General features: G+C 57.2%; 18 protein-coding genes. 8 read left to right on the forward strand and 10 right to left on the reverse strand.

Features of this window, described 5'->3' with window-relative positions:
• Window positions 1–170 precede the first annotated feature (170 nt).
• Window positions 171–797 (reverse strand): TetR/AcrR family transcriptional regulator, encoded by a 627-nt coding sequence (locus ACOFKT_RS05065; protein WP_419806331.1) that lies wholly within the window; start codon window positions 795–797, stop codon window positions 171–173.
• Complete coding sequence (locus ACOFKT_RS05070) at window positions 734–1,702, reverse strand: SDR family NAD(P)-dependent oxidoreductase (protein ID WP_419806332.1); 969 nt, start codon at window positions 1,700–1,702, stop codon at window positions 734–736. The genes ACOFKT_RS05065 and ACOFKT_RS05070 overlap by 64 nt, the downstream gene beginning before the upstream one ends.
• 120 nt (window positions 1,703–1,822) lie before the next feature.
• Here ACOFKT_RS05070 and ACOFKT_RS05075 point away from each other — a divergent pair, with 120 nt between their 5' ends.
• Both ACOFKT_RS05075 and ACOFKT_RS05080 read left to right on the forward strand, forming a co-directional pair.
• Window positions 1,823–2,656, forward strand: a complete 834-nt coding sequence (locus ACOFKT_RS05075; protein ID WP_419806333.1) for an SDR family NAD(P)-dependent oxidoreductase — start codon at window positions 1,823–1,825, stop codon at window positions 2,654–2,656.
• Window positions 2,657–2,755: 99 nt separating this feature from the next.
• Window positions 2,756–3,766: an MBL fold metallo-hydrolase gene (locus ACOFKT_RS05080; protein ID WP_419806334.1), complete on the forward strand. Its 1,011-nt coding sequence runs from the start codon at window positions 2,756–2,758 to the stop codon at window positions 3,764–3,766.
• A 209-nt stretch (window positions 3,767–3,975) separates the two neighbouring features.
• On the opposite strand, the gene ACOFKT_RS05085 is transcribed toward ACOFKT_RS05080, so the two are convergent.
• The 5 genes from ACOFKT_RS05085 to ACOFKT_RS05105 all read right to left on the reverse strand — a co-directional run bounded on the left by ACOFKT_RS05085 (window position 3,976) and on the right by ACOFKT_RS05105 (window position 10,000).
• Window positions 3,976–5,649, reverse strand: coding sequence for a ParB/RepB/Spo0J family partition protein (locus ACOFKT_RS05085; protein WP_419806335.1), 1,674 nt, complete (start codon window positions 5,647–5,649; stop codon window positions 3,976–3,978).
• A gap of 83 nt (window positions 5,650–5,732) precedes the next feature.
• A complete protein-coding gene (locus ACOFKT_RS05090) occupies window positions 5,733–6,149 on the reverse strand; it encodes a DUF6908 domain-containing protein (RefSeq protein ID WP_419807113.1) in 417 nt (138 codons plus the stop codon).
• Window positions 6,149–7,057 (reverse strand): ArdC family protein, encoded by a 909-nt coding sequence (locus ACOFKT_RS05095; RefSeq protein ID WP_419806336.1) that lies wholly within the window; start codon window positions 7,055–7,057, stop codon window positions 6,149–6,151. The genes ACOFKT_RS05090 and ACOFKT_RS05095 overlap by 1 nt, the downstream gene beginning before the upstream one ends.
• Window positions 7,058–7,927: 870 nt before the next feature.
• Window positions 7,928–8,470 (reverse strand): HPP family protein, encoded by a 543-nt coding sequence (locus tag ACOFKT_RS05100; RefSeq protein ID WP_419806337.1) that lies wholly within the window; start codon window positions 8,468–8,470, stop codon window positions 7,928–7,930.
• 84 nt (window positions 8,471–8,554) lie between these two features.
• Complete coding sequence (locus ACOFKT_RS05105; protein WP_419806338.1) at window positions 8,555–10,000, reverse strand: DNA phosphorothioation-associated putative methyltransferase; 1,446 nt, start codon at window positions 9,998–10,000, stop codon at window positions 8,555–8,557.
• On the opposite strand from ACOFKT_RS05105, the gene ACOFKT_RS05110 reads away from it, so the two are divergent.
• From ACOFKT_RS05110 to ACOFKT_RS05135, 6 genes are all read left to right on the forward strand, one after another.
• The gene (locus tag ACOFKT_RS05110) at window positions 9,999–10,337 is read left to right on the forward strand and encodes a CopG family transcriptional regulator (RefSeq protein WP_419806339.1); all 339 of its coding nucleotides are present in this window, start codon (window positions 9,999–10,001) and stop codon (window positions 10,335–10,337) included. The genes ACOFKT_RS05105 and ACOFKT_RS05110 overlap by 2 nt on opposite strands.
• Before the next feature lie 7 nt (window positions 10,338–10,344).
• A complete protein-coding gene (locus tag ACOFKT_RS05115) occupies window positions 10,345–11,292 on the forward strand; it encodes a DUF4007 family protein (protein ID WP_419806340.1) in 948 nt (315 codons plus the stop codon).
• A gap of 246 nt (window positions 11,293–11,538) precedes the next feature.
• Window positions 11,539–14,802, forward strand: a complete 3,264-nt coding sequence (locus ACOFKT_RS05120) for a hypothetical protein (protein WP_419806341.1) — start codon at window positions 11,539–11,541, stop codon at window positions 14,800–14,802.
• Complete coding sequence (locus ACOFKT_RS05125; RefSeq protein ID WP_419806342.1) at window positions 14,795–15,601, forward strand: phosphoadenosine phosphosulfate reductase family protein; 807 nt, start codon at window positions 14,795–14,797, stop codon at window positions 15,599–15,601. Before ACOFKT_RS05120 ends, ACOFKT_RS05125 begins: the two co-directional genes overlap by 8 nt.
• Before the next feature lie 12 nt (window positions 15,602–15,613).
• On the forward strand, window positions 15,614–16,267 hold the full coding sequence (locus ACOFKT_RS05130) for a hypothetical protein (protein WP_419806343.1): 654 nt from the start codon (window positions 15,614–15,616) through the stop codon (window positions 16,265–16,267).
• The gene (locus tag ACOFKT_RS05135) at window positions 16,203–18,617 is read left to right on the forward strand and encodes a hypothetical protein (protein WP_419806344.1); all 2,415 of its coding nucleotides are present in this window, start codon (window positions 16,203–16,205) and stop codon (window positions 18,615–18,617) included. Before ACOFKT_RS05130 ends, ACOFKT_RS05135 begins: the two co-directional genes overlap by 65 nt.
• Before the next feature lie 41 nt (window positions 18,618–18,658).
• Here ACOFKT_RS05135 and ACOFKT_RS05140 read toward each other — a convergent pair whose 3' ends face one another.
• The 3 genes from ACOFKT_RS05140 to ACOFKT_RS05150 form a co-directional block, all read right to left on the reverse strand.
• Window positions 18,659–19,231 (reverse strand): gamma-glutamylcyclotransferase family protein, encoded by a 573-nt coding sequence (locus tag ACOFKT_RS05140; protein ID WP_419806345.1) that lies wholly within the window; start codon window positions 19,229–19,231, stop codon window positions 18,659–18,661.
• Between the two features lie 9 nt (window positions 19,232–19,240).
• Window positions 19,241–19,516 (reverse strand): hypothetical protein, encoded by a 276-nt coding sequence (locus tag ACOFKT_RS05145; protein WP_419806346.1) that lies wholly within the window; start codon window positions 19,514–19,516, stop codon window positions 19,241–19,243.
• A gap of 185 nt (window positions 19,517–19,701) precedes the next feature.
• Window positions 19,702–20,775: a hypothetical protein gene (locus tag ACOFKT_RS05150; RefSeq protein ID WP_419806347.1), complete on the reverse strand. Its 1,074-nt coding sequence runs from the start codon at window positions 20,773–20,775 to the stop codon at window positions 19,702–19,704.
• Between the last annotated feature and the right edge of the window lie 178 nt (window positions 20,776–20,953).

Consider the following 20,953-nt stretch of genomic DNA (forward strand, 5'->3'; position numbering starts at 1 on the left):
CAGGATTAGTACCGATATGCCGGCTTGTCGTCAGTGACGAGCGGAATTCCTTCCGCCACGCGTCGCCAGGAGTTATAAGAGTGGGTCGATGAGCGCCGGAACAGATTCAGAAGGGTCGTTCTCTTCGCCCGGCAGACTCTTTCCGGTTAGAAGGTCCAGCCTGGTAAGGCTCATCGCGGTACCAAGAGTTGGATGAGGGTCTCAAGGCCGTTTTCTACGCCGTGCAAACCCTTTTCAGGGTGCATACGACCGTTCGCCTCCAGGGCGATTAAGCCATGCATGGTGGCGAACAGCAGTCCGGCTATCGTTGTTTCCGAAGCGTCAGGCAAAGTGCCCGCAGCCTGGCATTCTTTGACGATTGCAATGAACTCCGAAAACGCCGCGGTGGCGGTCTGTTCCAGTTTGCCCTTCTGCGCCGCGATGGCAGGATCATTGAACAGCAGACGATAGCGTGCCGGGTGTTGGACGCTGAAGTCGACCACGACTTTGAGGGCCTGCATCAGCTTTCCGGTGGCCTTGGCGCGACGCTGACGTACCGCTTTGAAGGTGTGGGTCAGCGCGACGAAGTCGGCCGTGGCGACAGCAGCAAGCAGGGCGTCCCGGCTCTTAAAGTGCTTGTACGGTGCATTGTGGCTGATGCCGGATGCATGCGCGACCGCCCGCAAGGTGACAGCTTCCTCACCGCCGCTGTCTAGCAATGCCGTCGCAGCGCCAATGAGTCGCTTGTCCGTGGTCAGCGGAGCTTCGGAGCTTCTTCGCCGGGCTGCAGCCGGACGAGCTGTTTTGAGTCGTTCCATAGTTTGCCGGCACGCCCTTCGTCGTAAGACATTTTAGAAGAATGCCTCTCGATGAGCCGGCCTGCACTGGACTGGAAGTACTTGCCCGAGGCGTTTGCATAGGCTGCATCGGCGGCGAGTCTGGCAAGCGATGCGCCCGAAAAGCCGAGCGAGCCCTGCGTGATGCCGACGCGCTTCATTACAAACTTCATCAGCGCGGTCTTGGCAAGCCATTGCACCGGCTTAGGCATACCACGCAGAAAGCCGGTTTCGGGAATGGATCCGGGGTCGAAGGCGATGGAGGCCACAGAACTGTCCGCACGCCGCAGGCGTCGGTCGATCTCATAGGCGTACAGTACCGTGCAAAGCTTTGAGGTCGTGTACCGGACACCCCCGGACAGCGCCTTCCCCCCGTTCCTCCCATCGTTGGCCAGGGCGACTGCATTTGGCTCCACGACCTTTCCGACCATCTTGCCGTCCGGCGTATCCGGGTCGTGGGTGCCGCTCGCGGTAAACAGGATGCGACCGTTCGCCGCGATCCGGCTTTCTAACAGCTCGACGAGCAGGAAGTGGCCCAGGCAGTTGGTAGCGAAGGTCGTCTCGTACCCGTCCGCGCTGTACGTAAGCGCGCCATCGTGCCTGCCCCCGGCATTGCAGAGCAGCGCCTGGAATGTGTCGACTTGGCCAGTATCGAGGAGCTTACGAAAGTGGCTTGCGGCGTTCCGCACCGATTCGAGAGAGGAGGTGTCAAGCTTCAGCGTACTAACCTTGACCTTGTAGCGCTTCCTGAGTTGTTCCGCCACCGGCTCCATGTGATCAGGATTTCGCCCAGCCAGAACCAGGTTGTACTTCCACCGCGACGCAAGCTGCCGCGCGCACTCCAGACCGATGCCGGCATGACCGCCCGTAATGAGTGCTGTTGCCATTAAGTTCCTCCATAGGTAGACACCGTCAACCTTATGCACTATGGTGGACGTTGTCAACCGTCTGGCGCGACCACCTCTGCGGTGCCATCGGATCAGACTCGTTGACTAGGAGAAAAACGCATGGACAAGAAGGTTTGGTTTATCACCGGTGCCTCCCGTGGCATGGGGCGTATCTGGGCGGAAGCTGCACTCACCCGTGGCGACAAGGTCGCGGTGACCGCCCGCAAGATCGACGACGTCGCCGACTTCAAGCAGCGTTTCGGCGATGCCGTGCTGACGCTGGCGTTGGACGTTGCCGAAGTAGGACAGGCGGAAGCCGCCGTGCACCATGCCTTCGAACACTTCGGCCGGCTTGACGTTGTGGTGAACAACGCCGCCTATGCTTTGGTCGGCATGATTGAAGAAGCGACCGAAGCGGACGTTCGCGCCCTGTTTGAGACGAACTGCTTCGGCACGCTTCGGGTCGTTCAAGCGGCACTTCCTCTGCTTCGCAAGCAGGGCAACGGGCATATCGTCGGCGTGTCCAGCACCTTGGGTATTGTGGCCATGCCGCTGATTGGCTTTTATGCCGCGACGAAGTGGGCTGTTGAGGCGCTTCACGAAAGCCTCGCGGCTGAAGTCAAGGCGTTCGGCATCAAGGTCACACTAGTTGAACCGGGTGCCTACGCGACCGAGTTCGGGAGTCCTGCGTCGTTTAGAACGTCGGAGGGCATCGAAGCCTATAGCGCGATGCGGGCGCAGATCTTCGGGCATCTGGGCCAGGCAGTGAAGGGCGACCCCGCTGCGACAGCGCAAGCGGTGCTCAAGCTGGTCGACGCGGAAGAGCCGCCGCTGCGCTTCATCCTGGGAAACACCAATCTCCCGCTGGCGCGCAAGACGTATGCCGCGCGGCTGACCACATGGGAGGCTTGGGAAGAGGTTTCGAATGCAGCGCAGGGCGAAGCCAGGAGATAGACCTGGATACGCCTGGCCGTCAGGACCGGAATGCATCCGTTTCAGGCTCGCTCCGGTCCTGGCGCTCGGTGCGAAGGTGGTACATATCTATGGAGAAGTATGGGCAACCGCTACTATTCCGGCCCGGTCTCGGATCATTTCGACGGGAAGCGCTTCTTTGTTCCCGGGGCACCGTCTACTGACAAGACTCTGGTCGACCTTTGGAAGTGGCACCGGCAAGGCACGCGCACGAAGTGGCCGAGGGCAGTGCCGGCTGTGAGTGGAGTTCGCCCGGAGACGCGAATAGAAGCCCTTACGGTCACGCACATCGGCCACGCCAGTGTGCTTCTGCAGTTGCACCGGTACAACGTTCTGATCGATCCGGTCTGGTCCGACAGGGCAAGCCCGTTGCGCTGGCTCGGTCCGCGGCGATACAACGCACCGGCGATCCGTCTTCGTGACTTGCCTCCAATCGACGCGATCCTGCTTACGCACAACCACTACGACCACATGGATGTGCCCACCCTGCGGAGACTTGTGAAGACGCACAATCCCGTGGTTCTGACTCCGCTCGGGAACGACACGGTATTGCGGAAGAGCATCGCGGACGTTCGTGTCGTCCCGGGCGACTGGTGGACCGAGCATGCGCTGCTACCGGAACTGCAGGCCGTGATCGCACCTGCCTACCACTGGTCGTCGCGCAGCGCCTTCGACAGGCGAATGGCCCTGTGGGGCGGTTTTGTTCTAAAGGCGGCGGGCACCACGATCTACTGCGCCGGCGATACAGGGTTTGCCGATGGCGGCGTCTTTAGGCAGGTCGCTGCCCGCTTCCCGAAGATCGATCTGGCCTTGCTTCCCATCGGAGCGTACGATCCGCGCTGGTTCATGCAGGCGCAGCACGCCGACCCGGAGGATGCGCTGCAGATCGCAGACATCCTGCACGCCCGGGCTGCCTTGGGCATTCATTGGGGAACGTTTCACCTCACCGATGAGCCGTGGGACGAACCGGCTCGCCGCTTTGCCGATGGCGTCGTTCGAAGAGGATGGGATGGGCAGCACTTCCTTCCTCTCCACGCCGGTGACACATGGACAGCAGCGGCATCATTGCAAATTTCACGAGCCGCTACGTAACCAAAAGGAAGGATCGAGAAATTGACCGCTCGTCCCGTTTCCTTCCTGCGTTGCGCCCAGCAGACCCCCACGCGAGCTTGCCAGCGAAGCCAGCACGGAGGCGCCCGATGAGGGTCTGGGAAACATCGGAGCGGCCTATCATCGCACCCGGTAAAGCGAGGAAAACGAAAGCGACCCCGGACGATCCGGGGCCTCATTTCTGCAAGTGGCTAGGCGGCCTTCCTGAGGGACGCAGTTCTCTTTGGTGAGGATTTGGCAGCAGGTACCTTAGGCTTCTTGGAAGAGGTCACCTTCGGTTTTTCTGCCTTGACCTTCTTGGGTGAGAACACCTGCTCGGCCTCCGTGAGGAAGTCGGGCTGGTTCTCGTGCGGGATGCCAAAATGGTCAGACAAGACGATGCGCAGGGCGAGGCCGGTCAGCTTCTCATTTGCGGTGCCTTCCAAAGCGGTCAGCACAATCTCCTCGTCGGACTGCTGCGTGTTCTCGTCGCCGTTGGCGAAGTGAGCAGCAACATTTTCAAGGAAGCTGTAGTCGAGATGCACAAGCAAGCGCAGGAAGACGCGTAGCTGTGCGGCGCTGAACGTGGCGGGAGCCTGTTCGACGATGCGCTCGAAGGTGGCATTCCGCGCTTTCTGCTGTTTGTCGCGGCGGGCTTGCTCGGCCTCGTACTTCTTCTGCTGGCGCTCCCACTCAGCCTTGCGCTCTTCCTCCTTACGCTTCTGCTCGGCTTCGTACTCCGCCACGCGCTTCTCATGCTCGGCTTGGCGCTGGGCTGCTTCCTCGTCCGTCTCCTGTTCCGGTGCGGATGTCATCACGCGCGGCGGGTCGGCGGGGCGCTCCACCACTGGTTGCGGGTGGTGAACCGGGCAGTCGTTGTCCAAGCAGACCGTCACCGTGCGTCCGGCATGTTTGCCGAACACGATGATGGCGGCTTTGGCGCTAGCGCATGGCGGCTCGGCGTCCGGGTTCTCCGGGGCAAGCTCGCGGGTCTGGTTGACCTGCAAGGCTCCGGGGTGCCGCTCCTTGGGAGCTCGGTATGCTGTCTCGATGGTTACAAGCTCCGGCCGCACCGCAAGCTGGCGGTCGATGTGGGCCGTCACCTTGGCTTGGTAGCACGGTGCGTCAAGGCACTGGTCGCCCTGCACGTCATGAAACAGGCGGGTGTTGTGTCCGCTACGGCGCGGGCAGGTGACACAGGCTCCGGCCTCCGGCTTCAGCAGTGCATCCTCACGGTCGAACGGAGCCTCGGCAAGGTTCAGGTAGAGGTTGGTCTGAATCCATGCGCTCAGGTGCTTGGCGGGGAGCAGGTGCGCCTCCTTGTCGCTCCAGTCCTTGCGCCAGCAGTTGTCGTAAGCGGTCTGCTGATGCTCCTGCGGCAAGCGTGCAATCAGGTTGGCGTGACTGGCCGTGATGCGCTCCCGCAAAAACGCCTCGGCGACTGCCGGAATGAGTTGCAAGAGGCTCAGCCGCGCGTAGATGTGGGCGGCGCTCTTGCCGGACTTCTCGACCAACGCGGTTACGTCATAGCCGGGTAAGTCCAAGAGGCGCTGGAAGCCCTGCGCCTCTTCGTACGGGTGCACGTCCACGCGCTGCGAGTTCTCGACCAACTGCCACTCTATGGCTCGCGAGTTGGTGAGTTCCACGATGCGAGCGGGGAGAGAGAACAGTTCGGCAAGCTGCGCAGCGCGGAAACGCCTCGCACCGGCAACGATCTCAAAGCCGTTGGCGTTCGGGCGAACGGTGATGGGCTGAATCAGGCCGTGTTGCCGGATGCTCTCGGCAAGCTCTTCCAGCTTGCACGGCTCGAAGGTCTGGCGGGGGTTGGTGGTGGACTCGTGGATGGTGTCGATGGCGAGAAACTGGAATGCGCTGCTGTCCTGCATGGTGCCCTCCTGTGGACGTGGTTGTGGTGCGGTGGTGGCGTAGAGCGGCCCTGAGTCTCCGCTCCATGGCGGGAGAACTTGGGCTAACCGCGCGTGTGCTTGGCCGGGTCGAACACGTCTGCGAAGCCCTGCTGTCGCAGATTGCGGTCCCACAGCTTGGCAAAGCGTTCGTGCTGCTCGTGTAGCTGCGTGTGGAAGCGATAGAGGCCATCGCTAGCGAAGCGGCTCCACTGCTCGATGGCGACGTAGTCGTTGCGCCAGTGGAAGGGGTTCAGGTGTGCGCCACCGGCGAAGCCCAACTCAAAAGACATCTCCGGGTCGCGCATGGCATCGCCGTTTTGCTCTCCGTAATGAAAGACAGAAAGAGCCGGTAGACCGCATGGACCTGACTCGTCGGTTGCCTCGATGACAAGCTCCATATAGGGCGGGTTGTCAACCTTGAGGTACAGGCCGTGGTGCCACCCTCCGGCCCGTTGCAGGATGTCGAGGACGGTCTGCATCATGCCGCCTCCGCTAGTTCTGCCGGCTCGGTCTGCTCGGCTTCGGTGGGCTGAGCCGCCTCGTCTTCGACGGGCGGCTCCAGTGCGGCAAGGATGACGCTGGCGGTCTGCTGAATCACTTCCAAGCTCTCGGCCAAAAGAGAGGCATTGCCGTGGTAGAGCTGGATGTAGTCGGCGGATGCATTGCCGGTCACAAGTCCAACTGCCTTGCCTACCACAAAGGCCACGGCCTCGGCTTCCGTCTCCTTCACTGTCTTGTTGGTCGCGGTGCGGCGCTCGGCCTTGTGCAACATCTCGTGTGCCGTTTCATGCACAAGGGTGCTGAACTCCTCGGCCTTGCTTTGACCGGGAAGAATGGCGATGCGTCCGCCGTAGCTCATGCCCAGCGCAGGAGCGATCTTCGGGTTGTAGACAAGCTGGATGTCCTGAGTGTTCAGGAACGCGGAAAGCCGCTCGATGCCTTCGCCGGGGTCGCCGCTGGTGCGCTCGATGGTCGGCAGGTCTACGCCGTTGGTCTGGCTGATGTCGAACACATACGCGTTGCGAAACCCGAGCAGGGTGCGGGTGTTCTGGGTGGTGATGTCCCGCGCGGCCTCCTCGTCCTTCTTGCGGCGAACACCGACGATAGGGGCAAGGATGCGGATGCCCTTGGCTCCGCTGTTGACGGAACGGCCTAAGTTCTTCCACGTCCAGAAGCCAGCCACACGGGTCGCGGTGGGCATCTGCCGTGCAATCTCCAGCACGTTGCCAAAGCTGTAGTTGTGGAAGCGGCTCATGGCCGTGAGGTAGTTCGTAAGGGCGTCGGAGTGTCCCGCCTCTAACTGCTCAATCAAGAGCTTGATGTTGGCGATGATGAGTTCCTGTTTGGTGGTGGGCTTCTTGCTGTCGAATGTGGCTGCGCTGCTCATGGTGGTGACTCCCTCGCTTTAGCTTTTGCACTTCCGCGTGGAAACGCGGCATGTACATGCCGAACGCCACCTGGCGAAGGCGGGGGTAGCAAACGGAAAGGTCTGCGAGCGCAGCTTTTTGGGGGGACCGCGAAGCGGGGGAGCCAAAACCCGGAGGGCGAATGGCCTTGGAGAGCGCGATCGGGGCAGAGCCCCTTAGCGAATGGATCTGGTCTCTGTTCCAAACGCGCGTCAGCGCGATACGGAGATAGGGTGGGCGTTGCGGGCAGGAACAGGCCCGCTCGAAGAGGGAGCCAAGCCGCAGAGCGGCTGCAGCGCGGGAGGAACCTCCTCCCGGAGAGCAGGTTTGGTTGAGAAGGTAGATATCGAAGGTGACCTAAACGGTCCTCAAGGATTTAGACCATTGCTTGTTCCACGTAATCAAGCATCGCGGTGATTCGTCAGGAGTACGAGACGGCCATTTAAACGGCGTGGCCACTCGACCTCGAGAGTGTTGCTGACCAGATGATCCGCAGAGTCGCAGGTACCGACAGGTACCCAAGCATGTATGACTTCCCACTGTTCTGACGGATTATCCAGGATCGAGAAGGCCTACGGCAACGAAGCTGGCCTTTCCTGAAAACTCACGTCGCGTATCCCTATACGCCCCAAAAGTTCGTCGAACTCGCCCACAAATATGGTTCACAGGGCCTCGTGCTTCTTGGCCCGCAACGGACCGCTGTGATGCAAAAGATGTCTCGAACTGGTCCGACTGCGGAATGAGGAGTCCGGCACTTAGCTTCACGTCTGTCACCCTCTACTAACCGGAAGAGCAAGTTGCTTTATGGGAGATGTGAGCTGTGCTGAAGCACGGCCTTGTGCCTCTCTAGCTCAGATCAAGTTCGCTGGCGGCTTGAGGCTACCTTGCTCAACTTGGCGACGTTTGTGCGTATGCCGCCAGCGTCGCAGTGGTTCCCCTGCGATAGTGAGCAGGATGATTGCGGCCATGATGATGGGCGCATCTTGGAGACGCTGCATGGAGCCAGTCGCGACCATTAAGGTTGTCGAGAGCGCCGCTGGCTGTGTTGCTTTCAGCAACATCGTGCCAAATACCGTGAGGAGCGTCGCTATGACGGACGCCCAAACTCGTGCCCAGGTGATGCCACTTGTGGTGACGGCAGGCGTGTACCAGGCGTGCGTTATCCACAAGGAAAAGAACCCAGAGACTACACCGACGAGATGCCCAACGATGACGCTATAGGGTCTTGCGCTCTGTCGCTCTGGCGTCTCGGCGAGTTCATACGCGGTTGGGCCTAGGCTCGCGAAGAACAGGGGTTTATGTAACAACATGGCAGCGATGCCTGCAAGAAGCAGGAGCGCAGCTTCGCACATTGGGGCAATGATGATGTCGTAAGTGCCTAGGGCTCTCTTCATTAGCTTTGACAGGACCTCCAGAGCTTCATAAACAATTGTGGCGACGGCATGACCATCAGTAATGTAATGAGGAGAAAGCAGGCCCTAAGCATCTTCGTTGAAGATCTTAGTTCCGCTGAGGTGTAAATTTCGGCTGGCGAGAAGTGCCTCCCAGCCCTTCTTCGTCCCGATGTCGGTACGCGACAGCAAACCGAGCTCTTCTTCCTGCTTTGTGAGTTGCGCGTACTCCGCATAGCGGGGGTGCAGCTGATCGATGAACGTCTCCTTGCGATGGAGGATCGGGGGATTTTGCGAGTCGATGTAACTGCGGAGATCGTATGACGCTTTTGGGAGGTATAGCCGTAGGCTGTACGCGAGTTCGGGGTGGGGGTCGTCATCGAAATTCTTGTATGCGAGGAAGGAGAGCTTTTTCCCGTCGGTTGCAATCTTTATAAGGTCGTAAGTGACTTCACCGACAATCTGCCGGGCTGTGAGAATCATCAACTGCAGCAAAGGCGAAAGCTGCGACTCGGTGCTCGTATGTACATAGAGCGCATCGGGCAGCTTCTTGCCGATCTTCGTGCGCTTGCACTCCTCAGCGATTTGTCCGGGCTTGCCTAGTTCAAACAGGAATTCTGTTCCTGCCTGCATCGCCGCTTTGTAGTTGGGCCACAGCATCTTCACGTCCGCCTGCACCTCATTCGAGAGGCTGCGGATCGGTGGTGGAGTGAGACCCTGCAGGCGAAGCATGGCAAGGAATATGAGGATGTTTACACGCCGCTCTTCCTGAGCTGACGCAAGCATGTCTGAGTCGAGGAGGCTCTTTGCGATCCGCTCAACCCGAGAGATAGAACCGTATCGTTCGGTGAGGCGAGGAAAAGACTTAAACTCACTTTCGAGCGGAGTCCTGCCCAGAGACTTAGCCAGCGTCATGTACTTCTGCGCTGTACGGTCCTTCGAAAACTGAGCTCGAACAGTTTCATGGAAGCTTACTGGACGGTAGAGGGCGAGCTGGGCCAAATAGTCTGCTTCTGCTTGATCATCGCGGAATACATAAGCGATGCCAAGACTCGCCATGTGAGGTCGGCGGTCTAGTGCGTTGCGGATGTACTCTCGGAACTCATCTTGGGTATACAGCTTTTGGAATGAGCCAATCTTCGTGAGAACACCGTCCGAAAACTCGGAGGCGTCGTCTAAGGCTTGGTCCACTCGTACGGCAACGATGAGAACCCGGCTCGCTAGTGAGAAGGCGCGTTGCAGCGTGGCCGTTCTTTCCTCCGGGCTCTCAATTACATTGAGAACATAGCCAAGGTTCACACAATCGGCCGCTCTGATTTCTGTTTCAGGTTGGAAGTGAGGGTCCCATCCAGAGGCTGCAATGCCGGCCTTCTGAAGCAGCCGAACATCTGTTCCACGCCCGCAGCCGTAGTCGAAGAGACTCCAAGGTCGGTGGAGCACGTGGTGAGCGAGCGCGAGATGCAGGGGCTTCGAGAGGGAGTACCGCTGCATTGCCGTGCGGTGTCGCTTGATCGCCAGAGCTTGTGTCGTCATGAACATCCTCGCTTCGAGCTCGCATGACAGAACTGGTGCAATCTCGCATTTTCTTTGCACGCGCCGCCGGAAACAGGATAACGTGTATGAGCGTGTCATTACATGCTCTACGGGGTGTCGGGTGCCAACTTCAAAAGCTCGCAAAGCGACGACCATAACAACGGCGAGGCGGACGGGAAAGCCTTTGACGGTCTATCTGGCTGACGACTTGAGCAGAGCGCTCGCAGCAGCTTCGGAAAAGCGGATGGTGCACAAGTCAGTGATAGTGCGAGTTGCCGTCGAACGCCTCTTGAACGACCTGGAAGCGGGGCAGCTCCAACTGCCTCTGGGGATATAGGCGGGCTATGGCATCGTTCGATTTAGCTGGCCACACGTTTTCGTTCTCAGGGCACGAGACCTTTGTCTTCCGGTACTTCTGGCTCAAGAAGGCCGTCGATGCGGTCGGCGCCGATCCGCGCGTCTTTGCTCAAGAGGATGCAATCGTGACGCTTGGGGTCGGAAAGAACATGGTGCGTTCGATTCGGCATTGGGGATTAGCTACTGGCGTCCTGGAGGAGGAGCCAAAGAGTCGCGGAACGATCATGAAGGTTTCCGCTTTCGGCGAATTCCTGTTTGGAGGCGCGAGAGCGGGCGTTGATCCTTTCCTGGAAGACCCAAACTCGCTTTGGCTGCTCCACTGGCATCTGATCGCCAACTCTGAACGAAGCACTACGTGGCAGTGGGCCTTCAATCGGTTTCCTTCAAATGAGTTCACGCGCGAAGGGTTGCTGCAAAGCGTAGAGGATGAGAGTCGTAGACTCAACCTCATCCCTCCCAGCGAAAGCACGTTGAAACGTGACATCGAAGTGTTTGTTCGCACGTACCTGAGTGGGCGTGGCAGCCGGTCTGTCGCGGTCGAGGACTCTCTGGATTGCCCCCTGACGGAGCTTGGACTGCTCGAAGAACTGTCTGGTGCGAGCCTGCTCAAAATCAAACGTGGTCCAAAAAGTACGTTGTCGAATCCAGTGTTCGCATATTGCTTGCTTCAGTTTTGGGATCGTGTGGCCTCGGCAGGAAAGAGCCTTGCGTTCAGTGAGATTGCGTACGCCCAGAATGGACCGGGAACGATTTTTAAGCTGGACGAGAACAGCTTGATTGAGCGTTTGGAGAAGCTCCAGATCACCACCTCTGGCTGTCTTGGCTATACAGAGAGTGCCGGCCTAAAGCAGGTGTACCGTCAGGGCGATTGCGACGGGCTCTCCTGGCTGAGAGCTCACTACGAAGAGAGTAATCCGATTTTGGTGGGGGTCTAAATGAATCACCTAAGTGACCTCATTATGATCGCTCCGCGGTACGCCCGATCCGTGAACCTGGAGCGTGACGGATTTACTGACGCGGCAGTTGAGGGCTATGTAGTCACGGCGACGGCTGAGGAGTTCCTGCGTCGGTTCGGACGAGCTCTTGCCGGAGTTGGGGGGCATCGAGCGTGGACGCTGACTGGACCGTACGGTGCAGGAAAGTCGTCTTTCGCTATCTTTCTGGCAAACCTCTTCAGTCCCTTGGCGTTTGGTGGAGCGTCCGCGGCTCGTCGCCTTCTTAGAGAGCAGCACGCCGAAACCCATGGAGAGCTGTTCGCAGCACAAAGCAAAGGTGGCCTGGGCAAGGAGGGTTTCACCGCAGTAGTTGTGAGTGGAGCGGCGGAACCGTTGCTAGGGGCCATCCTGAGATGTGCCATCCGAGACGTGGGAGTGTACTTCCATCAGGGACGGAAGCCCGATGCACTCAAAGAGCTGGATCAACTGGAACAACGGTTTCTCGCGAAGGAAGAGATCTCCACTACTGCGGTCCTGAACGCGATCACACGTCTATCCGAAAGCCTCATCAGCACAGGGCGGTCCCGGGGAATTCTCATCGTCGTTGACGAACTGGGAAAGTTCTTGGAATATGCGGCCCGAACCCAGTCAGCCGGAGACGTCTTTGTGCTTCAGCAGCTTGCTGAAGCAACAAATGAAGGCACATCCGATGGGCTCTATCTCGTCACGATTCTTCACCAATCGTTTGAGCGCTATGCTGCGGACCTTAGACAACAGGACCGCCTGGAGTGGGCTAAAGTCCAAGGTCGGTTTGAGGATATTGCGTTTCAGGAACCACCTGAGCAATTGCTCGAACTGATTTCGAGGGCACTGATTGCGAAGCCGGCCGGAATGGTGGCTTTGCGTCCTCTCTATAAGGAAGCTGGGGTCCTCGCACGACGGGCTGATGAACTGCGACTCGCTCCAAAGGGGATGACGAGCAGCGCCTTCTGCCGGGCTTTGGAACGTTGCGCGCCGTTGCATCCACTCACGGCTCTAGCTTTGGTCCGTCTGTGCCGGAAGTTCGGCCAGAATCAGCGTTCCTTGTTCTCATTCCTCACATCGCCAGAAAAGCACGGCCTGAACAGCTTCATGCAGCGCCCCGCGCAACCGCCGGAGTTCTATGGGCTGGCTGAGCTTTACGACTACCTGGCTGAAGGATTTGGTTCGGGACTGGCTCTTGGTGAGTCTGCGGCTCGGTGGGCAGAGGTACAGAGTGCCCTTGATCGTGCAGCCTCGCTCGGCCCACAAGAGCAGCGCTTCATCAAGGTAGTCGGTGTACTGGCTGCAATAGGCCAGGTCGAAACCTTCAAGGCTAGTCCTGAGATTGTTCGATTCGCTCTTGGAATAGAACCGCAAGAGTACAAGCGTTGTAAGGCAACTCTCTCTGCCCACTCGGTGATCGTGGACCGGAAACACAGCGGCACGATTGCACTGTGGGAAGGCAGCGATCTTGACCTTGACGACGAGGTTCGGAAAGCGGGCCGGTACATCGCCGGTAACGCATCGTTGGCGGAAAAGCTGAACCAGCTCTGGGCACCACGCCCCTTCGTAGCCAAGGGACACTCTTTCCGCACAGGAACGTTAAGATACTTCTCGGTTCGTTTTGCAGACGCCGCGACACTTGGCAAAAGCCTCACCGTGGAAGACGGCGCCGATGGACTCCTGCTCTACTGCCTCCCTTTGAACGCGGAGGAGCAGAAAACACTGATCGAATTGGCTGCCAGTCTTCTTCAGGACAAACCAGAGATTCTGGTTGCTATTCCTCAGGAAGTGAGTGCCTTGCACGACGTCATCCGTGAGCTTGAGGCGTTGCGCTATGTCCAGGCCCATACTCGCGAACTCGAAGCGGATGCTGTCGCGCGGCGGGAGATGAGGGCAAGGATTTCCGCCGCTGAAAGCCGAGTCTCGTTGGAAGTTCAGCGTCTGTTCTCTCCGGAGGAACAGACGGCAGGGAAGACGCTGTGGTTCCACCACGGCATGCGCCAAGCTCTCCCGACAAGCAGGAAACTCGCCAGCTATCTGAGTGGCATCTGTGATCGGGTTTACGACAAAACGCCTGTTCTGCGGAATGAACTGGTGAACCGTCGGAACCTGTCGTCAGCGGCTGCTGCCGCACGTCGGAATTTACTTGAGGCGATGATTTCTCGCCAGCCTGAAGCTAAGTTGGGTTTCGTCGGAACCCCGCCAGAAGTCAGCATCTACAGTTCGGTTCTGGCCGCTCCCGGCATCCACTATGCCGTTGAAGGAGTCTATGCATTTGGACCACCGGAGCGTGATCCTGCTTTAGCAGCTGTCTGGCAGGAGATAGTCAGTTTCTTTGATGATTGCGAGATCAAACGACACACACTTGCTGAGCTTTTCGGCAGGCTTCAAAGAGCACCATACGGACTGAAGCTCGGGGTCATCCCTATCCTGTTCTGTGCGGCTGTGATGGCCCACGACACAGAAATCGCTTTTTATGAGAATGGAGCCTTCCTCCCTGAAATAACCGTCGATGCCTTCGAGCGGCTTGTACGTAACCCCAACTCGTTCGAACTGCGACGCTACCGGATACAGGGCGTTCGACGGGATGTGTACGTGGAGCTAGCAAAGCTCTTCGGTCGTCCAGGTCCTGCTAAGGGGGAAAGCCTACTCTCCGTCGTCAAGCCACTATTCCGATTCCTGCGCCGCCTTCCGCAATATTGCCAGACAACAAAGCGGCTCACTGAGCGGACGGTAAAAGTACGGGCAGCATTAATGCACGCCAAGGAACCAGACCAGCTCTTGTTCAACGCCCTGCCGCTGGCGTGTAGCATGGAGCCATTTTCGGCTGGAGAAACGGACAGCGAGAGAGCTAACCAATTCTTCGCTGTGCTGCGCGATTCCATCACCGAGTTGCAGCGAGCGTACGACGACCTGTTGAGGGATCTGCAGAGCCTGCTTCTTGCCGCGTTCGACGTGACAGAACGGAGCAAGCTCCAACAGCGCGCACAAGCCATCTCCTCCTACTGTGTAGAGCCACGTCTTAAGGCGGCTGTGAGCCATATGGGAAACGAGCATATGGAAGATTCGCTTTGGATCGAGCAAATCGCTACTACGTTGGTAGTGAAAGCTCCGAAGTCTTGGACTGATGATGATCGGGTCCGCTTCGAGATCGGCCTTTCGGAGATGTCGCGGAACATTCGACATCTGGAAGCGTTGCTCTACGAGGAGCAGAAGCGCCTCACTGCTGGCCAGCGTCTCGAAGAGGTTTATCGGATTGGAGTCGCAGACCGGCATTCGATGGAAGTTGGCGCTGTAGTGGTCGTCGAGAAACATGAGGAGCAAGCCTTCCGTAAAACGGTCGTCGAGCTGGAGGAGCTCTTTCAAGCATCCACAGGATCGCGCCAGTTAGTATTAGCCGCCCTTGCTGCGGTCGCTCAGTCGCGGCTTGCGGATTACGTGGGAGAAGAGGGCAAGACTGCAGTGGAGGAGGTCGAGCATGGCTGACACAACACGGCACGTTTTGGGCATTTCAGGCGGGAAAGACAGCACCGCGCTGGCCATCTACATGCGAGACCGTGTTCCAAACATGGAGTATTTCTTCTGCGACACAGGCGCAGAGCTGAAGGAAACTCATGAATACATCGACCGAGTAGAGGTTTATCTGGGGAAAAAGGTCGAGCGCTTGAACCCCGAACGCGACTTCGACCACTGGCTGCAAATCTTCGGAAATTACCTGCCCTCGTCGCGGATGCGCTGGTGTACCCGCAAGCTGAAGATTGAGCCTTTCGAGAGATTTGTAGGGACGTCACCAGTCGTCAGCTATGTCGGCATTCGCGCAGATGAGGACCGGGAAGGCTATATCTCGACGAAGCCGAACATTCAAGCAGTGTTTCCGTTCCGTGAGGATGGAATCCGCCTGAATGACGTCTACCGGATTCTGGAAGAAAGTGGGCTTGGCATCCCGAAGTACTACGAATGGCGAAGCCGGTCTGGGTGCTATTTCTGCTTCTTCCAAAGGAAGGCCGAGTGGGCGGGCTTGCGCGAACGCCATCCTGCTGACTACGAAAGAGCGAAGGCGTACGAAAAGCTGAACACTGTGACAGGTGAGCGATTTACCTGGAACCAACGAGAGAGCCTCGAAGAATTGGAAGATCCAGATCGGCTGAAGGAGATTTGGGAGAGGCACGAAAAGGTCATGAAGTCGGCGTCTGCGGTTCGTCCTGGTGACAGCCTCTTCAACATTCTTGGAGCAGCTCTGGACGAAGAAGACGACACGGAGCCCTGCACAATCTGCAGCTTGTAATGTTCTGGAGGGGTGTACTCGATGGTGTTGTATTCGTGGCAGGACATCCATGAGGTTCCAGACTCTCCTGGGGTCTATGCCTGGTACTACAGGCATCAACTTGGGACCTGGGACATCAACCAGATTTCCGCTCAAGTAACTGAGCTGAACCAGAAAGGTCAGATGGAGGAGGCTGAGAACGTGGTTCGGACGTTTCTAGAGACTAAGCTGTTCCGTCCCTTCATGGAAATGCCCTATAAAGTTGTCATCCGTGGCCCGCTCAAGCCTACATACAAGGGGGACCTGGCCCATGATCTTCCCATCTCCGGGGATGTTGTTCGAAGAATCTCTGAGGACCCGGGCAGGCTCTTCTTCATAAAGCAGGTGTTGGAAAACGCTGTGCCGCGATTCTCGTCACCTATCTACATCGGCATGTCTGACCGTCTTCGCCGTCGGCTACTCAAGCACAAGCACCTCATCAACAGCTACCTGGAAGATGGCCTCTATACTCCGACGGGACTGACTGAAGTTGCGGACCAATCGTTCGCAAAGCAGGTGATTCGACGGGGATTCGACGTGACGAGACTGGTGGTCACAGTTCAGCCCATCGAAGCTACCGCTAATGAACATCTCGATGTGGAGAACATCCTCAATCGCATCAACTTTCCTCTCTGTGGGAGCCAATAACATGCTGAAACTATCGACTCAATCTGCTCTCACCCTGACTCTCCAAGGTTCTATGGGGCGCTTCCGTGTCTCCAACGAGACGACAAACTCCGAAAGTCTGGAGCTGCGGTACCTCCAGACGCATGTAGGCTTCGACTTCGAAGACAGTGCTGCGAACGAGGTTCTGTTGGATACCATGCAGCCTGTCCGTGAGCTCTTCGATTTCAAGATGCTCAACTTCAACGAGATCATGCAGCGCGATATTGACGATGCGCGCGTGTCTAAGGATCTCATCCCGTACATTTTGGACGAGCACTCTCAAGGTTCAGTGAAGCTCTTCCCTCCGTTGATTGTCGTTGCCCTACCGACGGAGTCACAGGGAACACGGCCGGCGGGTCTATACCCCAAAATAGAAACGACAGTGCAACCGGACGTGGCGGGCAACGGCTACGAAATGCATTCCATTCGCAGTGGACCGATCGGCCAGGAAACGTTCGAGTTCGAGTTTCCTGTGCAGGCAAACAAAACCTTCTATCACGATCTCGTTAAGCTGAAGCTTAATCCGAATCGGACGAAGCTCGTGATTATTGACGGACAGCATCGGGCCATGGCGCTGCTTGCGCTCTACAGAAATATCAAGAATGGTGGCTGGAGCGATGCCCGTCGAAAGCCCTACGAGGACTTCTACTCTTTGTGGACGCCTTCTCGTATCGGCGCTTTTTCTCTAAAGGAGATTCAGCTCCCAGTGATGATCTGCACGTATCCCCAGCTAGATGTGACGTACCAAGGAAGCATGGACATCATCAAAGCTGCCAGGGCGACATTTCTAACTCTCAACAAGACGGCGAAGCGCGTTTCGGAATCGCGGAATCGCCTCTTAAACGATAAGGATTTGGTGGCGGTATTCCTTCGCCAGACACTTGGTTTGGTCAAGAGCCGGGATTCTAGCTCGACGTCTGCGTTTCGCATTTGGAATGTTGAGCTAGACCAATCCGCAGATAAGCAGAAGCTCGAAAGCCCCGTCGCGTGCACAGGCGTTTCCCACGTGTATTACGTCATCGAGCACCTCCTGCTTTCTGTAGATGAAGACCTGAAGGGGGTGACTGCCCGTTCTGGCAAGTTCCATAAACGAACGAAGAACCCAGAGCTGCGGAGCCGTCTAAATGCAACGGACATCCTGGGCTCAGACAAAGCACAGACGCTACAACGTGATGTGTTCTCTGAAGAGTCCGCAGAAGCGTTGTGGAAAGTCTTCGAGGAGCGCTATGGGGCTTACATCCTGAAGGCCTTCGATACTTTTGCGCCGTACAGTATCCACAACACGGCAACGCTGAACATCTCCAAAGCCTTGGAGGGGAACGCGAATCCTCAGATCAGCAACATCCTTTTCGATCAGCAGGGAACGGGACGCACGTTTAATGCTCATCGGGAGAACCTACAGCAGATTTCCCCAGTCACGCCAGAGCTGCAGAGTGTTATGACGCGACTCGAAGGTACTGCGAAGGCTGTAGACAACATCTTGCAAGAGCTGTACTCCGCTCGCGCGGAGGCGTACCTAGCACCTATGCCAGACCGGTCGAAACTCCGTCAAGACAAGGTCATTTCTAAGCTCGTCGCAACCGTAATCAAACGGCTGTACGACGAAGTTTTCTCAACAGTCGCGTTCCAGGCGGCATTGGTCGACGGCTTCTTTTACATAATGGAACGCGCTGAAAGAAAAGCAGCACAGTCAACAACCAGCATCATGTCGCGCGATGATGGATTCGCGGAATACATCCAGCAGCTCAATGCTTACTTCGTACCCGCGACCGCAGAGAAGTTTAAGAAGCTCAGTGCGGTCATGTTCTTCGGTCTGCAGGAAAAGGAGAACTCGCCGGGCGAGTTCGAGATGGTGCCCTCCAACTCGAATTTCCGAAGTGTGGTTTACCAAGGAGAAATGAAGCCTGACGAATGGCCCCGCTACCGTTATCTCTTCTTGGAGCTTTGGACGCCCTCAGACCTGACCATTGCAGACATTGTGGATGCGGATAAGGCATTCTGTCGGTCTCAGCTCCTAAAGAGCCTGCGGGTGCGGAGACAGGAAGCGTTCTGCGAAGCGAATAACAAAGCAGAGGCGAACCTGTCTCCCACAGAGAAGGAAGCTATTAAGACGGAGTGTTTGGAGAGCTTCATCACCTTCCTACGCAACTTGGGTCTTACCGGCTTGAAAACGGCGATGTTCAAAGACGCTTTCGATGATGCGAAAGTCCCGCTACCAAGTGACATCGGCGAGCCTGAAGAATCCCTAGAAGTCAAAGTCGTTGCCGAGGAACTGGCCAACGCTGAAGCAGAATCTGATGGTGGGGTCGAGAGCGTCGAAGCTGCTGAGTGACCCATCTCCTTGTTCAACCGGCGAGACTGTCACGAAACGGTCTACGACAGTCCGCCGTAACCGAACCTCCCAACCTTCAGAGATCGGTGTTTGTCATCATTTGTCTCGGTAGCACAATCGCTGGCAGAACAAAGCAAAGACATTCTCTGAGCGTGACGCGTTTGATTAGGATCGAGGTGGTCTTCAATGGCTTCTAAGCGGGCTATGTAATCGGGCGGAAGTGTGTGCTCGCGAGCGCCTTCCACAATCAAACGTTTGTACCAAGAATAGGGGTGCAATCGCGTTGTTGTAACGGGTCGTTTCGCGATGTACAACCACGCCGTGACGGGTTGGTCCTCAACCAAAACGATCGCGATCTCACGACCATATCCCTGTTCTCCGCCGTCGAGCATAGAGACGTCCGCTGTCGGGACTTCATAGAGGACACCCCATAGAGGATTGCCTGGGCTCTGAAAGATTGTCGCCTTACCCGAACCATCTGTGTTCTGTTTGTTGAACCTCAACACGTACCCATCAAGCATTGCAGCACGCCCCGATCCCAGGGGCGTCATGTTGTAAGCTCGGAACCTGCCCGAACACATATTCGAACCATAAGCAAAGACAAAAGAGGTCATCGGAGCGCCCTAGGGGATTTTGCAACCAGTCACAGCGCACACCGCTGCAACGAAGGCCTCGAGAATTTGTTCGTCGGGCAGTTCTGAGAAGATGGGAAAGTCCGTGGCGTTTCCACTGGGGCCTCCATCCGCTGTCGCGGTTCGAACAATGTTCAGATACCGTTTTGTACCTGCCCAGTCGCCATCGCCATCCTTCGTCTGAATCCACGCTCGCTTCCAGCCGCCGGGTGCCTGTTCCCACTGAATGTAAGGTTGTCCCTTGCCGTCCTGCTGAATGTTGATCACGTATCCGTCCTTTTCCTTATGGAGTGTTAGCGGGCATCGACCATCCGAAACAGGTGGCAGGCGAGCATGAGCATCTTGCCTGCTCGGTCGCATCATCGGTCTTATATGTCTCTGCCTGTGGCAAAGGGTTTACCTCAGCCGAGCTTAGTAGCCGGTTCTTACGCTCGCCTTGACTCTGGATCGTGCTACTTAGCCGCAGTGAAAATCGGCGGGTCAGACACAACGTCCCAGGTGAATCCAGTCGGCGTGCTAGCGAACGGAGTAGGGATTCCGAGAAAACGTTTGGCATGAGTGAAATGCCCAAGAACGACCACTTTTACTCCGATCGCTACCGGAGTGGGCGAGACCAAATGAGCTACGTCATGACTGTCTCTGCAAGAAAAGCCCGAGACTGTAATGAGCGAGCCACTCACCAGTTTCGTGGCAACATCAGCAGCGCTGGATGCAACGGTTGTGGCGGCAGCGACACCGGCCTGAATGTTAGCGGCGGTGGTCTTCTTCGAAGTAGACGGCTTGCTGACGCCTAAGGATACTGTGTCGCCAGCGATAGTACCTGCGATATTCAAAGATGGCGCTGGTGTTGAGCCTGCCGCTGGTGTTGAGCCTGCCGCTGGTGTTGAGCCTGCCGCTGGTGTTGAGCCTGCCGCTGGTGTTGAGGTTGCTGCATTGCTTAGAGATGGCGTCATAGACGGTAGAGACGCTGGGCAATCAGGCAGCTTCCCTCCAGTAGCAAGAGTGAGCTGACGTGCAGTGCTGTTTGCAACGTTCAGTTCCTTCGTATAGAAAACCGATACAACTAAATAGACATTCCGCGCTGCCTCACCGGGCTTGTGCCAATCGTCCCATATCTGCTCTAGGTCCGGCTGATGGAGCACAAGCTTGTCAATTTGCGTTGAACTGATTTCTGCAACACTGAACAACGCTTGGTCCGACTTCATGCCCGTTGCTGTTTTCACGGTCACGCCCGGGGCCCACTTAGCGACCGTTGCACCTCCTCCGTTCGCGCCGTCACTGCTCCCATCGACAGACTCTAACGGGACTATGTTCATGTCTTGTAGGGCGGCATCCGAAAAGGAGATGTCGCTTGCTGAAATCTCATAAGGAAGAATGTGAATCGAACCGAGCTCGCCGCCGCCCACGAGTAGGCTTCCGGGCACTATGACCCCCTCGGCATCAAATGGGGTTCGCGACAATTTATACCTTCCCAGCAACGCTGCGATAGGGTCGCTTTGAGCGCCAGCAAAAGCAGGAACGAGCATAAAGCAGCTTGAAACGACTAGTCTTTTGAGCATTCTCCTCATGGCACACTCCAGGAATCTGTGATCTGAATATTGTCGAGCGGGGGTCCCAAACGAGGATACGAGCAGCCCCTCTTAAAAAGAAGGAAATTGTGCGGAACTTTCTTGGCAAACGAACTTGCGGTGAGAGCTCATCACA

Source organism: Terriglobus sp. (assembly GCF_965201105.1).
In the GTDB taxonomy this organism is placed as follows: Bacteria; Acidobacteriota; Terriglobia; order Terriglobales; family Acidobacteriaceae; genus Terriglobus.